Origin of the sequence: Chryseobacterium sp. c4a (genome assembly GCF_009900745.1) — a bacterium.
Taxonomy (GTDB): domain Bacteria; phylum Bacteroidota; class Bacteroidia; order Flavobacteriales; family Weeksellaceae; genus Chryseobacterium.
This window is the reverse complement of record NZ_WXVU01000008.1, coordinates 1-14,997: the sequence shown is the minus strand read 5'-3', so window position 1 is coordinate 14,997 and position 14,997 is coordinate 1. Positions and strand designations below refer to the sequence as shown.

Here is a 14,997-nt window from a genome sequence, read left to right as displayed (position 1 = left end):
TGGTTTTAAACCAATCATGAAAAATTTTCTAAAATTATTTCTTCTATTTTTTCCTTTGCTATTCCTGACAAGTTGTTTCGATATTCTTGATAAGGTAAATGTAAAAGCTGATGGCACGGGGGAATATACTATTATTCTTAACGCGAGTAAAAGCAAAACCAGATTGGCTTCTATTTCTAAAACGGAAACCATTAATGGAAAAAAAGTCCCAAAAAAAGCTGAAATTGAAAATAAAATCAATGAAGCTGCAAAAATTTTTAAAGGAACTCCCGGCATCAGTAATGTGAAAACCTCCATGGACTTTGATAATTATATCATCAAGTTGAGCTGTAATTTCAAAAATATTGAAAACATCAATGCCGGACTGGAAAAGCTGAAAGCTCAGAAAATATTGGGTAAGATGATTCCAGGACAAGTTTACAGCCAGGATCTTAGTAAAAAGACATTGACACGAAATAAAGTCAATACTTTCAAAGAAGATTATAATAAGATGAGTAAAGCCGATAAGGAAGTCTTCAATGATGCCCGATATACTTCTATCATGCAATTTGAAAATACGGTGAAATCACAAACAAATAATGCTTATGTGCTTTCTCCGAATAAAAAAGCGCTTAAACTAGAAGCTGATATTCTGGATCTGATTCTTCAGAAAAAACAAATACAAAACACAATTTTTTTTCAATAAATTTCTAAACTATAGTCATGAAATCTATATTCTTAAAAACACAAAAAATTATTTTCCTACTTTTTGGTTTTATGTTGGCTTTTGCTCAAAGCAGCATGAAACTTCCATCTGATGCCGTATTTTATATGGAAGTCAACGGAAAGGAGCTTAATAATAAAATCAACTGGAACAAACTGAATCCTTTATTGCATGAACTTAGTAAGAAAAGTAATGAAAAGCCTACATGGACAGATTATTCCAAAACAGGAATCAAATACGATGCAGTTCAATATCATTATGCAAGTTTTAATGACTCTATAAAGACCTACAATACTCATTTTATCATCGATAATAAGGAGAAATTCCAGGAGTTTGTTAACTCTATGAAGAAAAAAGGGCAGGAAGTTTTCAATAGGAAGAACTATTCTTACGTAGATATTGATAATGATATTTTTGTGGCTTGGAACGGAAGTCGTGCTGTTCTCAGTATGATTAGCTATACCAGACCTTATAAAGATATTTGGGCTACAGATGCAGAGGCTGTTACAGACAGTACTGCCGTTGCTGTTGCTGATTCTGCTGTTGCAGTAGATGTTTATGCTGATGAGCCAGAAAAACCTTTTGACTATAAAGAAGAAATCAAAAATCTGAAGGAAGATATTAAGTATCTTAAAGAAAGTATTAAAGATAATAATAACGAGATCGCTAGAATTCAGAAAGATATCAAATACCTACAAAAGCATCACCAATATCCTGCCGAAAAGGAAAGTGCTGAGACTCCTGAAAACGGAGAGGGAATGCCTGATGACGCTTACGATGATGAGTATGAAAAAGCCTATCAGAAAGAACAGGATTCTATCCGCAGAGAAAACTTCAAAATTGTTCAAAAGAAGGCTGAAGATAGATTTGAACAATACTTCAGTTCAAATCTAGAAATTGACGTTCCCAAAGAAATGCTGTCATTCAGAGATGCGAATTCCGATGTTTTTGTCTATACGGACTATGGAAGAATTGTAAATGAAGGGATTTATGGGAAGATGACGAAGTATTATGCGTATGGAGAGTTCTTCAAAAATATGTACAATTCCAACTCTTCATATAATCTGTATTTTGATAAAGATAAAGTAAGACTGGTTAATAATTATCAATATCGAAATAATGATATTCAGAAGAATATATCGGCCATTTATAAAGGAAAGAAAAATAAAAAGCTGTTGGAACTGATCAATGAAAAAAGTGTCGGTTACTATGCAATGAACGTAAATGGGGCGAAATGTTTTGACATGATGTACAGCCTTCTTCAGAGTTCAGGAGAACATGAATACAAAAAAGAAATGGAACTGATCATGGAAACCATGAAGATTGTTCTGGATGAAGAAGCAATTGCTAAAATAGCACCTGGAAATGGGATCTTTGTTTTGAATGAATTAAAATCTAAAAAAGTAGAGTACACGGATTATGAATACGATGTAGACTTTAACGAAAAAGAAGTAAAGAGAACTAAAGAAATCGCTGTTCCTAACTTTACTTTTGCTTTTGCAACAGAGAATGAAGGATATTGGACTCGTATTTTTGATTTGTTGACTACCAATAAAAAACTGTCTAAAAAGTTCTCTAAAAAAGGAAATTTATACACCTTTAAAGAAGAGAAAAATGGAGGTTATATTGAGCAATTATTCTTTACTGTAAAAGATGGAGTTGTGTATCTGATGAGTTCTGCAGATAATATTTTACCTGTCAATCAATCTGATATTTCCAGAAAATGGGCGAAAGACTCTGCTAAATATCCTTTATCCGGAAGGTTAGATATCCAAAAACTTTTAACCGGTTTAGATAAAGAATTCAAAAGTCCTAAAGAGAGAAAGGCATTGGATGCCATCAAAAAAAATATAGGAGAATTGTATTATAAAACAGAAGTAAAAGGAGAAAGTATCCAAACTGAAATGAATTATAATATCAAAAACTCTTCAGAAAACAGTTTAATGTATTTCTTTGATGTTTTCGATCAGGTTTTTAAAACAAAAGAATCGGAAAAAAAATCACAAGTCTTATAGATGAAAAAAAAGAAGATTATTATCCCGTTACTTTTATTGCTCGCTGTTGCAATATATTTTATGGTTTTTCATAAAGATAAGAACCTTAGATATATTCATAAGAATGCAGATGCAGTGGTGCTCATTGATAGTAAGAAATTAACGGGACAATACCTCTTCAATGTAGCTATTCACCCTTCAAAGTGGATGGGAAATAAAACAAAAAGAAAAAGCTTTATTTCGCTGAAAGATGCAGGAATCAGAATTCCTGACTTTTTGCAGATCTTCCATATTAAAGACACTAAGCTCACAGAGTGGTATAGCGTTTTAGAACTCAAAGATTCTCAAAAATTTATTGCTTTCTTAAAGCAGGAGCAGTTTACTGACAAGGGAAATAACCTTTTTCAAAAGGAACAGGTTTTCTTTATGATAAAAGGGAGTCATTGTATTGCAGGAACCTCTGAGCATGCATTTGAAAGCATTAATGAACAGCTTTTGCAGAAATCTGAGAACTCTGTTAGAGATGCAGATCAGTTTATTCAAAGTTCATTAGGAAGTATTTCATTCATTTCAGGACAGAAAATTCAAAACTTTTCCATTGAACTAAATCACGATGAAATTGAAATAAAAAATAATTCCAACCCGGATGTTTTTAATTCAATTATTTCGAAACTTCAAAAGGATAAGCACTTTCTACAAGCGGAACTAGATAAAGAAAATATTAAAAATTTCGCCCGCTTTTTTAATAAGAGTTTGGTTGATTCCTCAAGAATTACTTCCTTAAAAGGTATTGCTGATCTAGAACAAGTCAACGATACTATTATCAGTTACGGGTATGATGATAACTTTAATGAAATTGAACAAAAAACCTTTCAAAAGATTACTCAGCCTAATTATGCGATAGATATTCAAAGTACAGATCCTGTAAGAACCTGGGCATACTTCCAATCTCAAAAGTGGATTAATGGAGAAAACCAATTTACTGTAATTCCTTTTCAGCCTAATGAAATCAGTCAGAATAGTAATGGAGTTGTCATAAAATCTACCCAAAAGCTTTTGACATTATCACCTTCATTCAAAGAAAATTATATTCTGATCCGAAATAATGCACTGTTGTTTTCATCTTTAAAAACGTTGAATACCACCGAGAAACGAATTATTTCTGAATTTGAGTATGTGTTGTATGCAAACCATTCACAAGATTATTGGGTAAAAATAAAGGCGAAAACTGGAGATTTACCCTTAATTTTACGATGGTAATCATAGAACCTGAAAAAAAATCCATTAATGGCTCCATCAGAAATTGCTTTGCTCAAAACTTGCACGCATTATTTTTTACATTTAATTTTTCCGGTGTTTATAGCATTGGTCTTTTATCCTAAAGACTGGAAAAGGGTGTATCTTATATTATTGGCAACTATGCTGGTAGATTTGGATCATCTTTTTGCCAATCCCATTTTCGATCCATCAAGAGAAAGTATAGGTTTTCATTTTTTACATTCATATTATGCCATTGCGGTGTATTTTTTGATGCTATTTTTCAAAGGAAATGTCAGAATTATAGGAATTGGACTTCTGTTTCATATGTTTACAGATTATCAGGACTTTAACTTCTGGCCTCATTAAAATAACATTAATATTTTCTTTTAATATTGAAAATATTATTGATTTTTTGTATTTTGTAGTCACTATATGAGACTGAAAGAACTTTTACATTACACCTATATTTTTCCTATCCTTGCGGTAGGTTACTACTTTTCCGGACTTATGGGAAGTGGCGTTGTTTATGATATTATTGCTGGTATTTTACTCATTGGGAGTGTTTTATCGGCAGTTCACCATGCAGAAATGGTAGCTCATAAAGTAGGAGAACCTTTTGGTACCATTATTCTGGCTCTTTGTATAACCATCATTGAAGTTGCTCTGATCATCTCACTGATGGTTGCCGGCGGAGATCAGGCGATCACGCTGGCCAGAGATACCGTTTTCGCTGCCGTAATGTTGATCCTGAACGGAATTTTAGGAATTTGTATTCTGGTAGGTGGCGTTAAATATCATGAACAGTTCTTTGCAAGAACTTCAGCAACTACTTATCTGGTAAGTACGGTTTCAATTCTTATTCTTACCCTGGTTCTTCCTAATTTTACATCAAGTGTCAATGGCCCGTTCTATAATCAGGCTCAGCTTATTTTTGTATCTATTGCCTGTCTGGTAATCTATGGTGTTTTCCTGATGGTACAGACAGTGAGACACAGAAGTTACTTTATAGTTCCCGATGAACATCCTGAAGAACATTATATTCCCACCCTAGCTAAAACACTTATCAGTTTTGGATTCTTAGTGGTTTGTCTTGTCATTGTTGTTTTGATGGCCAAAGGACTATCTAATACCATTGAAGGGATGGTACAAAGTGTAGGAGCTCCTAAATCTTTAGTGGGAGTAATTATTGCAGCCGTTGTCCTTCTTCCTGAAGGTGTTGCAGCGATACGTGCTGCGAGAGCTAATCAAATCCAATCCAGTTTAAATCTTGCATTAGGTTCGGCACTGGCAAGTATCGGATTGACAATTCCAGCAGTTTCAGTAGTATGTATTATCTATGATATCCCATTAGTGCTGGGATTGGATAAAAAGGATATTATTTTGCTTTCTTTATCGGTCTTTATCGTAATGCTATCATTAAGCCGTGGAAAGACAAATATCCTGTACGGAACAGTGTTATTGGTAAATTTGGCTGCATATATCTTTACAGTGATTGTCCCTTAAAGAGAGCTGCCTCGTAGTATGAATTTCATATCCCGGAATCCGAACCCCGAAACTCATTAGAGTCTTCTCGCTAATTCCATTTTAAAAGCCATCAGCTTGGCAATATTTTCGGATTTGTAGATGGCCATATCTGCATTTTCACCTACAAAATTCTCTTCAATAGTGGTTCTCCATAGTTCCAACCATCTGTCGAAGTGTTTTTGCTCCATAGCTTGTATTTCATTGATTGGAAAATGTACACCCATCGGATTTCCTTTGTAAGTCATCTGTCCGAAAAGAATAGACTCCCAGAACGAATACATTTTAGGAATATGTTTATCCCAATCTACTTTGGCAATATCGTTAAAGAAGAAACTGATGGTATCGTCCTTGATTACTTTGGTATAAAATGAATTGACCAGGTGTTCAATATCCTCTCTTGATTCAAGCTTTTTCATATCCCAAATTTACTGCAAAATCAAATTGAATAACTAATGATTCGATTGATAAAATTCATGAAAACAATATTTTATCTTTGTATCCGGAAATAGAAGCAAGGGAATGATCAATGAGTAAATTATTCAGAAATAAATGATATAAAATGACAAGAGGATTCAGAAAAAAGATCCGCCAGAAAAACACTGAAAATAGTGGTTTTGGAAGCAATGCCTCAGGAAGGTTTATCAATAAGGATGGCCTCCCGAATGTGAAAAGAACAGGAGTGAATGTTTTCAACAGTCTCAGTTGGTATCATACTATGCTGAATTTATCCTCGTTTCGATTTATTTCATATCTGGTAGTGGCTTATATCCTGATCAATCTTGTATTTGCAATGATCTATTATCTGATTGGAGTAGAACACCTTACAGGAATTGATAAAAGCGATCCGTTGAATGAATTTATTGATGTTTTCTTTTTCAGTTCACAAACCTTTACAACAGTAGGGTATGGAAGGATTGCTCCTATTGGATTTTTAGCCAGTTTGGTAGCCACTTTTGAAGCTTTTCTGGGATTGCTTACCTTTGCCATTGCAACAGGACTTTTCTATGGAAGATTTTCACGCCCGAGAGCCTATTTAAGGTTTTCTGATATTGCCGTGATTGCCCCTTTTGAAGATGCTACAGCTTTAATGTTCAGATTGGCTCCTTATAAAAATAATGCCCTGACGGATGCTGATGTGATTGTATCTACAGCTATTGAAGTAATTGAAAATGATGTTGCTAAAAGTAATTTTTACAGATTACAAACCCATTTAAGTAAAATAAATACCTTGGCATTGAACTGGACAGTTGTTCATAAGATTGATGAAAATTCTCCATTTTATGGCTTTTCTGAGGCAGATTTTAAAAGTACAGATATTGAAATTATTGTTCAGGTACGGGCATTTGATGAAGTATTTTCTAACACGGTAGTCCAGAGATCATCTTTTGTAACGGGGGAAATTGTATATGGAGCGAAATTTGTCCCAATGTATTATCCTGATAAAAAGAATTTGGCCACCATTTTAGACCTGGATAAGATTAATGAATATCAAAAAGCTGATCTTCCCGTTCAGGCAGGAAATAAAGAATAAATGAATTTAGATTTTTATAAAAAACAAGCTTTACAAAAGCAAAAAGAACACAAAAAATTTTTGGACGGACTAAAGAAAAAACCGCCCAAAAACCTCGATTATGTAGTGCAGGAAACCCATGATGAAGTTTTTGAAGAAATAGATTGTTTACAATGTGCCAATTGCTGTAAAACTACAGGGCCATTATATACCGAAAAAGATATTGAACGTATTGCCAAGCATCTGCGCATGAAGCCTGCTGATTTTGAAGCTAAATTTCTAAGAGTGGATGAAGACAATGATAAAGTATTGCAAAATCTGCCTTGTTTTTTCCTTAATGATGATAATACTTGTTCTATCTACGAAGTAAGGCCGAAAGCTTGTAGAGAATATCCACATACAGACCGTAAAAAAATCTATCAAATCAATAACTTGATGCTGAAGAATACGGTTATCTGTCCAGCGGCTTTTGAGTTTGTTGAAAAAATGATGAAGAATATAGGGAAGTAATTTTGAAGCCGAAGAGCAGAGAAAACCCTTTCATACAGGAAATACTTCCATCGTTCAGCTCCTATTTTTCAAAGAAAATAAGCCCAATTATTTTTTGTAAATTCTTCTTAAAAAATAATAAAGTACGTTAAATAAGTTACTTACGCATAATTTTTATAAATGATGTTCCGTTTAGTTTAAACAATCATTTAAATATTACATTATGAAAAAGTTATTTTTAACAGCAGCGTTTACGTTAGTCGGAGTAATCGCAGTATCGGCTCAGACACAGACTCAGAAGCCAGTAGAAAGCACGACTAATAACCCAACAACAACTCATCAAACTCAACCACAGACATCAGAAGCTAAGACGGATTGGAATTCTACCACCACGAAAAGCCAAAATACAACTGCAACGGAAGCCTCAACAGCAACTCCGGCAGCAGAAGCCACTGCAACTATAGGATCCACAATGGAAGCAACTAAGCCTGCAGAAGCAACAAAAGAAGAAAAAAAGTCTAAGAAGAAAAAGTGATAGTACTTTAGCAAACACTAGTCGGAATCCTGAAATCTTGTATTTCAGGATTTTTTTTGTTCAATTTCCTTTATTCTGAATAGTAAGATTTCATGTACAAGATCCAAAGGATTCTCTTCATCGAGCGGAAACTGTACAGCACCTTTGGAAAACTTATAATTTCTTTTTTCAAAATCTTTTTCAAAATTTTTGATACCACCGGCTCCCGGGTAAAACCCAATATGCCTTTTGTATCCGGCAAAATAGACAAGAGGTTTCCCCTTATACCGAAAAGCAGGCATCTGATAGCCAATATATTCTTCAAGATGGGGAACTTGAGAATTAATGAATACTCTTAGTTCAATAAGTTTTTCCTGAACCTCTACAGGAAACAGGAGAATATATTCATCAATATTTTTGAAGGTGTTTTTCATCTCCATAAAAATAAAAAAAGCGTTGCATATAGCAACGCTTTCTCCTTTCACTTTTTACTTTTTTCCCATTATCCCGGGAACAGGCTGTATCAAAAAAGGTCGGGAGTTTCTCCCAACCTTTGTTATTTTGTGTTACACAACTCCTTGAGCTAACATTGCTTCTGCTACTTTTACGAAGCCCGCAATATTTGCACCTTTTACATAGTTTACATAACCGTCTTCGTCTTTTCCGTAGTCTCTACAAGCTTTGTGGATACCGATCATGATTTCCTTTAATCTTGCGTCAACTTCTTCAGAAGTCCAGTTAAGACGGATAGAGTTCTGAGTCATTTCTAATCCTGATGTAGCAACACCTCCAGCATTGGAAGCTTTACCAGGAGAGAATAATACTTTATTGTCTAAGAAATAGTTGATAGCATCTAGTGTAGAAGGCATATTAGCTGCTTCAGTTACACAAAGACATCCGTTTTCAACTAATTTTCTAGCATCATCTAAATCTAGTTCGTTTTGAGTTGCAGAAGGGAATGCTACATCACACTTCACTTCCCAAGGACGTTTTCCAGCGTGGAATTCAGCTGATGGATATTTTTTAGCATAGTCCTCAGCTCTGTTGTTTCCAGAAGCTCTAAGTTCTAATAGATAATCGATCTTTTCTCCGCTGATACCATCTTTATCGTAGATATATCCGTCTGGGCCAGAAAGTGTTACCACTTTTGCTCCAAGCTCAGTTGCTTTTTTGATAACTCCCCAAGCTACGTTTCCGAAACCTGATACCGTTACTGTTTTTCCTTGGAAATTCTGTCCGATAGTTTTAAGCATTTGCTCTGCGAAGTATACAACACCGTATCCTGTAGCTTCAGGACGGATTAATGAACCTCCGTAAGCAAGACCTTTTCCTGTAAGAACTCCGGTAAACTCGTTTCTGATTTTCTTGTATTGTCCGAATAAGTAACCAATTTCTCTAGCTCCTACACCAATATCTCCTGCAGGTACGTCTGTTTCAGGGCCGATGTGCTTGCATAATTCTGTCATGAAAGCCTGGCAGAAACGCATTACTTCCATATCAGATTTTCCTTGCGGATCGAAATCTGAACCTCCTTTACCACCACCCATTGGAAGAGTAGTTAAAGAGTTTTTAAACACTTGTTCGAAAGCTAAGAACTTTAGAACTGATAAGTTTACAGTAGGGTGGAAACGGATTCCTCCTTTGTATGGTCCAATAGCAGAGTTCATTTGGATTCTGAAACCTCTGTTAACCTGAATTTCTCCTTTATCGTCAACCCATGGAACTCTGAAAATAATAATTCTTTCAGCTTCAGCCATTCTTTCAAGCAGCTTCATTCCGTTATATTCTTTTCTCGTAGCAATGAATGGAATTACAGTTACGGCAACTTCTTTTACAGCCTGTAAGAATTCCGGTTCGTTAGGATTTTTTGCTTCAATTTTTGCAATAAACTCTTGGATTTTCTGGTCAATATTATATTGTTCCATATATTAAGGTTGAATATTATTGTCAACAAATTTAATTTTTTTTTCAAGATTCACAACACTCTATTTTAACATTGTTAAAAATTAAATAATAATGTTTTGAAATATTATTAAATTGATAATTTGTGATTAAAATTTATTAAAAATGAAATGTTATGTATGAAATAATGCAGTATTAAGAAATCGTTAATTCTTAAATTACTATAAATTGCCTCCCGGAAAATGATTTTACTTTCCCCAAAAGTTCTAATTCTAAAATTATTGGTAATATTTTATGGGAAGAAATGGCAATTTCCTGAGTCAGATCGTCTAATGAGATTTGAGGATGGTCTTTTATGATTTGATAAATTGTTTCCTGACTATCAGTTAATTGTATTGCTGTTTCACTATAAGGAAATAGCTCTCCAATTTTTTCTTTAGGACTGTTTAGTCCAAGCATGCTGATAAGATCTTTAATGGTAGAAATAGCAATGGCTTTGTTGTATAATATCAATTGATTACAGCCTTGGCTATGGGTGTCAGTAATCTTTCCGGGAAGAGCAAAGACTTCTCTGTTATAATCATTAGCAAAAGCAGCAGTACTTACAGATCCACCTCCAAATCTTGTTTCCACAACGATGGTTGCCGGAGAAAGTCCCGCTACAATTCTGTTTCTTTGAATGAAGTTTTCACGATCCGGTTTTCTTGTTGAATTGAATTCTGTTAATAACATGCCTCCTTCCTCAAGAATTTTCTCTGACAGTTTTCTGTTTTTTGCAGGATACAAAAACTCAAAACCGTGAGCAAGAACTGCAACAGTAGGTTTGTGATGGAGAATAGATTTTTCATGAACTTCTTTGTCTACTCCTAAAGCGAGACCACTTACCGAAACATATTTTGAAGATTGAGTGGCTTCAAAAAAATCTCCAATGAATTGCTTTCCATAGGAGGTCATATTTCGGGTTCCAACAATGCTTATTTTTTGAATAGAATTGTCGATATTTCCTTTCTGATAAAGAATAGAAGGAGCATCAATACATTCATTAAGAAGGGTAGGGAACTCCTCAAGATGCCTTAATTGGATATGGATATTGTTCTTTTCGCAAAATTTCAATTCTTTTTCTGCAAATTTCAGATGGTTTTCATTTCCAATATCTGAAACGGTTTTTTGACCAATGCCCGTTAGTTTTTTGTATTCTTTTTTTGCTTTTTTCCATGCATTTTCAGCACTTCCAAAGGTTCTTATAAGTTTATGGAAATTAATATCGCCAATTTGGCTGCTTTCGCGCAAAGCGATGGCATATAAATATTCTTCGGAGATCATGTGTGTTTTTTATCAAATGTAATGAATTAAGTTTTTACTTTCTTCTTAATTCATCCAAATGATCCCATATATCATCTCTTTTTTTGTAAGGAAGTTCCAGAAAATCTTCAGGGTGATTTTCTTTGTATTCCTGCCACAATTTATCGTCTTTTTCACTGTAATAATTAGGGTATTCCCAAATGAATTTTTTCTTTTTTTCACCTACATTTTTAAAGATAAAAGCTATAATACTGCCCACAATTGCTCCGGATAAGTGTGCCTGCCATGATATTTTACTTGGCTCTTGCATATTATAGAATAATTCTTCGGGAAGCATTCCCCAAACTAAGCTTCCATAATATAATACGACAAGCAAGGAAATGGTCAGAAGCTTCATGTTCCATTTGAAAACTCCGCTGAAGAAGAGGAAAAAGGCAAGTACATATACTACGCCACTGGCTCCGATAGTGCAAGTGTACATATATTCGCCGGTCATGATATCAATAGGAGGAAGCAGCCATACCAAAAGGCCTGTTGCTATCCATCCGGTAAAGAAAACTTTGTTGGCCACTAATGGATAAAATTGATACAACAGGAACATCAGGGCGGCAATTGGAATAGAGTTTCCTATGATATGATCAATATTTCCATGTAAAAGAGGAGCGGTAATCACTCCCAGAAGTCCTTCGGGAACAAGAGGTATAATGGCTCCGAAGCAACTTCCAAAAAAGCCATGCATTTGTAAAAAATATCCGAACCACATTGCAGAAAGCATCAGCAATGGGTATATAATCGCTCTTTTGGAAATTACATTTTTAAACATGAATATTTTACGTCAAATCAAAAGCCAATGCTAAATTTCGGAAAATTTGTCGATGAAATGGTTTCTACTTACCTGATTTTAAGACAAAAGGTGTCAAATTTTATTTTTGAATCAATTATTTTGGCATTGATTATTGAAGTATTTTTTTGCCAGAGGGTTGAAATTAGAAAAAGTATATTGTTTAAGGGAAAATTTGCCTTTAAAAAAAATTATATTAATATTTTTGCATTGAAAATTATTTAGAGTAATGAAGAAGTTTTTATTGATTCTTTCCATATTTATGGGAATGTATGCAAGTGCACAAGAAGAATTGAAAAAAGATTCCATCGTGGTAGACACAGTAAAATACTGGTCAGTGTTAGGGAAAAACACTTTAATGATTAATCAGGCAGCCTTCTCAAACTGGGTAGGAGGGGGTGCCAATAATGTAGGCTGGCTTGCGGGTGCTAATTACAATATTACCTATGAAAAAGATAAAGATTTATGGGAAAATATTATTATTCTCGGATATGGGCAAAATGATACCAAAGGATTAGGAATAAGAAAAACACAGGATGTTATTAATGTTTCTACTAACTACGGGAGAAAGTTTTCTAAAAGTTGGTATTTATCTTTAGGTGCTGGTTTTCAGTCTCAGTTTGCTCCGGGATATGAAGATGGAAATAATCCTGAGGCAAAAAAAATCTCAAACTTTATGGCTCCCGGTTATCTGAATGTCGGTATGGGTCTTACGTACAGACCGAATGATGACTTAACGGTAACTTTGCGTCCTACCAACGCCAGATGGACGTTTGTATTGGATAAAGAGCTCCAGCTTGCTGGAAATTATGGTTTAAAAAGTGACGGGGCTACTTCACTATTACAATTCGGTTTCCTGGGAACGGCTATGTATAAAGTGAAGATTATGGAAGATATTCATTTGACCAACACCGCTTCTGTCTTTTCCAATTATCTGGATCGTCCTGATAGGCTTGTATTGGCGTATGGAGCTCTTCTTAATTTAAAAGTTAATAAGTATATCTCTTCCAATATTTCGTTAGATCTTCTGTATGATCACAACCAGATTGAAAAAACACAGTTAAAACAAACACTGGGAATTGGTTTTGCTTATACTCTGGATAATGGAGTAAAGCGCTCTGATCGTAAAGACAGTCAATGGTGGATTAAAAAATAAAGAATACAAATTCAATAATAAAAAAGCACTTCAGTCATGAGGTGCTTTTTATTTTTTTAAGCTTACAATTTTAAGTTGTTTTAAGTTTACTATGTGTAGGATGGTTTTTTAAAGGCTTTGTTTTCATTAGATTATGTGCCTGGTAGTCCTGGATTTCAATTCAATTTAAAGTGAATTTTATTTAGGCGTAAATTATTATTTATACATTTGTAGGAAATCGTTAATTATGAAAAAAGTTTTATTAATCGCTTCCATTTCTTTTGGAGCTATCGCTTGGGCTCAAGAAACAAAAACTGATGCTCCTGCAACAGATACCGTTAAAGCCTGGTCTATTCAGGGACAAAATACTTTAATGCTTAATCAGGCTGCCTTCTCAAACTGGGTTGGTGGTGGTGCCAACAACGTAGGCTGGCTTGCAGGGGTTAATTACAACCTTACTTATGAAAAAGGTAAAGATCTTTGGGAAAACATTATTATTCTTGGTTATGGGCAAAACAACACACAAGGTACAGGAGTAAGAAAAACTCAAGATGTGATCAACTTATCTACAAACTATGGTAGAGAGTTTGCGAAACATTGGTATATCTCTGCGGGTGTGGGTCTTCAGACTCAATTTGCACCAGGTTATGAAGATGGAAATAATCCTGATGCAAAGAAAATTTCCAACTTTATGGCACCAGGTTACCTGAGTGTTGGAGCAGGGGTTACTTACCGTCCTAATGATAACCTTACAGTGACTTTACGTCCTGCTAATGCCAGATGGACTTTTGTTTTGGATGAAGATCTTCAAACTAAAGGAACTTACGGGCTTAAAAATGATGGAGATTCTTCTCTTTTTCAATTCGGTTTCCTGGGAACAGCAATGTATAAGCTGAAAATTATGGAAAACATTACTTTGCTTAATACGGCTTCTGTATTCTCAAACTATCTGGATCATCCGGAAAGACTTGTTCTTGGATATAGTGGTGTTTTAAGCATGAAAATCAATAAATATATTTCTACAAATGTAACTCTGGATTTATTATATGATCACAACCAGATATGGAAAACTCAGCTGAAACAGACATTAGGAGTAGGTTTGGCTTATAATTTTGATAACGGAAAGAAGCGTTCGGATAATAAGGATAACCAAAGCTGGTTAAAGAAATAAATTCCAATATAATTAATAGAAAATAGCTCTTCAAAATGAAGAGCTATTTTTTTTACTAACTTTTAATAAATTCATATAGTCTTTATATAAGAGCTTTCATGGTTTGTTTCTTATAAGATGAAAAAAAACAAAAAGGTTGCAGCTTGCAGGTAAAAAATAAAAAAAGCTCTTCAAAATGAAGAGCTTTTTTATGTATCAATGTCCCGTCCTGAAATAAGTTGACAACTAATCGACTTATTTATGAAACATCAAGGATTAACAAGAGAAAAGCGTACACAAAAGGACTATAGTATAGCCTTTAAATTAAGAATTGTTTCTCGAGTAGAAAACGGCGATTACACTTACAAGCAGGCTCAAAAAGAGTATGGTATTCAGGGAAAGAGTACCGTTTTGGTTTGGTTGCGAAGATATGGTAACTTAGAGTGGAGTAAACCCAAACTTCATACTATGCATAATTCCAAAGAAACTCCCGCTCAAAAAATTAAACGTTTAGAAAAAGAACTAGCTGATGAAAAGTTAAAAACTAAGGTTCTTAATACGATGATTGATCTCTCAGATAAGCAATATGGGACTCAAATCAGAAAAAAGTTTTGCTCCCAACAATCTTCAAACTCCACAGACAAGGAATAAGTATATCAAGACTGTGCAGATT

Annotated in this window: 15 protein-coding genes and 1 pseudogene; 11 read left to right on the top strand and 5 right to left on the bottom strand. The window is 34.5% G+C overall.

Annotated features, from left to right (window positions below):
• The first annotated feature begins 16 nt into the window (after nt 1-16).
• The 5 genes from GTR01_RS12145 (at nt 17) to GTR01_RS12125 (ending at nt 5,460) form a co-directional block, all read left to right on the top strand.
• On the top strand, nt 17-685 hold the full coding sequence (locus tag GTR01_RS12145) for a hypothetical protein (protein ID WP_160138109.1): 669 nt from the start codon (nt 17-19) through the stop codon (nt 683-685).
• 17 nt (nt 686-702) lie between these two features.
• A complete protein-coding gene (locus GTR01_RS12140) occupies nt 703-2,718 on the top strand; it encodes a hypothetical protein (protein ID WP_160138108.1) in 2,016 nt (671 codons plus the stop codon).
• The gene (locus tag GTR01_RS12135; protein WP_160138107.1) at nt 2,719-3,957 is read left to right on the top strand and encodes a hypothetical protein; all 1,239 of its coding nucleotides are present in this window, start codon (nt 2,719-2,721) and stop codon (nt 3,955-3,957) included.
• Between the two features lie 27 nt (nt 3,958-3,984).
• A complete protein-coding gene (locus GTR01_RS12130) occupies nt 3,985-4,323 on the top strand; it encodes a DUF6122 family protein (protein ID WP_160138106.1) in 339 nt (112 codons plus the stop codon).
• 66 nt (nt 4,324-4,389) lie between these two features.
• Nucleotides 4,390-5,460: a calcium:proton antiporter gene (locus GTR01_RS12125; RefSeq protein WP_160138105.1), complete on the top strand. Its 1,071-nt coding sequence runs from the start codon at nt 4,390-4,392 to the stop codon at nt 5,458-5,460.
• A gap of 56 nt (nt 5,461-5,516) precedes the next feature.
• On the opposite strand, the gene GTR01_RS12120 is transcribed toward GTR01_RS12125, so the two are convergent.
• Nucleotides 5,517-5,897, bottom strand: coding sequence for a group III truncated hemoglobin (locus tag GTR01_RS12120; protein ID WP_160138104.1), 381 nt, complete (start codon nt 5,895-5,897; stop codon nt 5,517-5,519).
• A gap of 143 nt (nt 5,898-6,040) precedes the next feature.
• Between GTR01_RS12120 and GTR01_RS12115 the strand changes: the two genes are divergently transcribed.
• The 3 genes from GTR01_RS12115 (at nt 6,041) to GTR01_RS12105 (ending at nt 8,015) form a co-directional block, all read left to right on the top strand.
• Nucleotides 6,041-7,012 (top strand): ion channel, encoded by a 972-nt coding sequence (locus GTR01_RS12115; RefSeq protein ID WP_160138103.1) that lies wholly within the window; start codon nt 6,041-6,043, stop codon nt 7,010-7,012.
• Nucleotides 7,013-7,501 carry a YkgJ family cysteine cluster protein gene (locus GTR01_RS12110; RefSeq protein WP_160138102.1) on the top strand — a complete coding sequence of 163 codons (489 nt, stop codon included), beginning with the start codon at nt 7,013-7,015 and terminating at the stop codon, nt 7,499-7,501.
• A 202-nt stretch (nt 7,502-7,703) separates the two neighbouring features.
• Nucleotides 7,704-8,015, top strand: coding sequence for a hypothetical protein (locus tag GTR01_RS12105; RefSeq protein WP_160138101.1), 312 nt, complete (start codon nt 7,704-7,706; stop codon nt 8,013-8,015).
• 44 nt (nt 8,016-8,059) lie between these two features.
• Here GTR01_RS12105 and GTR01_RS12100 read toward each other — a convergent pair whose 3' ends face one another.
• From GTR01_RS12100 to GTR01_RS12085, 4 genes are all read right to left on the bottom strand, one after another.
• A complete protein-coding gene (locus GTR01_RS12100) occupies nt 8,060-8,428 on the bottom strand; it encodes an iron chaperone (protein ID WP_160138100.1) in 369 nt (122 codons plus the stop codon).
• A gap of 132 nt (nt 8,429-8,560) precedes the next feature.
• Nucleotides 8,561-9,919, bottom strand: coding sequence for an NADP-specific glutamate dehydrogenase (gene gdhA, locus GTR01_RS12095; RefSeq protein WP_068940834.1), 1,359 nt, complete (start codon nt 9,917-9,919; stop codon nt 8,561-8,563).
• Between the two features lie 190 nt (nt 9,920-10,109).
• Nucleotides 10,110-11,219: a DNA-processing protein DprA gene (dprA, locus tag GTR01_RS12090; RefSeq protein ID WP_160138099.1), complete on the bottom strand. Its 1,110-nt coding sequence runs from the start codon at nt 11,217-11,219 to the stop codon at nt 10,110-10,112.
• 34 nt (nt 11,220-11,253) lie between these two features.
• Complete coding sequence (locus tag GTR01_RS12085; protein WP_160138098.1) at nt 11,254-12,021, bottom strand: rhomboid family intramembrane serine protease; 768 nt, start codon at nt 12,019-12,021, stop codon at nt 11,254-11,256.
• Nucleotides 12,022-12,268: 247 nt separating this feature from the next.
• On the opposite strand from GTR01_RS12085, the gene GTR01_RS12080 reads away from it, so the two are divergent.
• The 3 genes and pseudogenes from GTR01_RS12080 to GTR01_RS12070 all read left to right on the top strand — a co-directional run.
• Entirely contained in the window at nt 12,269-13,195 is a 927-nt protein-coding gene (locus GTR01_RS12080) for a DUF3078 domain-containing protein (RefSeq protein WP_160138097.1), read from the top strand.
• Nucleotides 13,196-13,421: 226 nt separating this feature from the next.
• Nucleotides 13,422-14,345, top strand: a complete 924-nt coding sequence (locus tag GTR01_RS12075; protein ID WP_160138096.1) for a DUF3078 domain-containing protein — start codon at nt 13,422-13,424, stop codon at nt 14,343-14,345.
• Between the two features lie 240 nt (nt 14,346-14,585).
• Nucleotides 14,586-14,933: pseudogene (locus tag GTR01_RS12070) on the top strand (helix-turn-helix domain-containing protein); the annotation flags it as partial.
• Between the last annotated feature and the right edge of the window lie 64 nt (nt 14,934-14,997).

What these genes read in the sequence shown, in the direction of transcription:
- GTR01_RS12145 (WP_160138109.1), top strand. Translation starts at nt 17, where the DNA reads ATGAAAAATTTTCTAAAATTATTTCTTCTATTTTTTCCTTTGCTATTC.
- GTR01_RS12140 (WP_160138108.1), top strand. Translation starts at nt 703, where the DNA reads ATGAAATCTATATTCTTAAAAACACAAAAAATTATTTTCCTACTTTTT.
- GTR01_RS12135 (WP_160138107.1), top strand. Translation starts at nt 2,719, where the DNA reads ATGAAAAAAAAGAAGATTATTATCCCGTTACTTTTATTGCTCGCTGTT.
- GTR01_RS12130 (WP_160138106.1), top strand. Translation starts at nt 3,985, where the DNA reads ATGGCTCCATCAGAAATTGCTTTGCTCAAAACTTGCACGCATTATTTT.
- GTR01_RS12125 (WP_160138105.1), top strand. Translation starts at nt 4,390, where the DNA reads ATGAGACTGAAAGAACTTTTACATTACACCTATATTTTTCCTATCCTT.
- GTR01_RS12120 (WP_160138104.1), bottom strand. Translation starts at nt 5,897, where the DNA reads ATGAAAAAGCTTGAATCAAGAGAGGATATTGAACACCTGGTCAATTCA.
- GTR01_RS12115 (WP_160138103.1), top strand. Translation starts at nt 6,041, where the DNA reads ATGACAAGAGGATTCAGAAAAAAGATCCGCCAGAAAAACACTGAAAAT.
- GTR01_RS12110 (WP_160138102.1), top strand. Translation starts at nt 7,013, where the DNA reads ATGAATTTAGATTTTTATAAAAAACAAGCTTTACAAAAGCAAAAAGAA.
- GTR01_RS12105 (WP_160138101.1), top strand. Translation starts at nt 7,704, where the DNA reads ATGAAAAAGTTATTTTTAACAGCAGCGTTTACGTTAGTCGGAGTAATC.
- GTR01_RS12100 (WP_160138100.1), bottom strand. Translation starts at nt 8,428, where the DNA reads ATGAAAAACACCTTCAAAAATATTGATGAATATATTCTCCTGTTTCCT.
- gdhA (WP_068940834.1), bottom strand. Translation starts at nt 9,919, where the DNA reads ATGGAACAATATAATATTGACCAGAAAATCCAAGAGTTTATTGCAAAA.
- dprA (WP_160138099.1), bottom strand. Translation starts at nt 11,219, where the DNA reads ATGATCTCCGAAGAATATTTATATGCCATCGCTTTGCGCGAAAGCAGC.
- GTR01_RS12085 (WP_160138098.1), bottom strand. Translation starts at nt 12,021, where the DNA reads ATGTTTAAAAATGTAATTTCCAAAAGAGCGATTATATACCCATTGCTG.
- GTR01_RS12080 (WP_160138097.1), top strand. Translation starts at nt 12,269, where the DNA reads ATGAAGAAGTTTTTATTGATTCTTTCCATATTTATGGGAATGTATGCA.
- GTR01_RS12075 (WP_160138096.1), top strand. Translation starts at nt 13,422, where the DNA reads ATGAAAAAAGTTTTATTAATCGCTTCCATTTCTTTTGGAGCTATCGCT.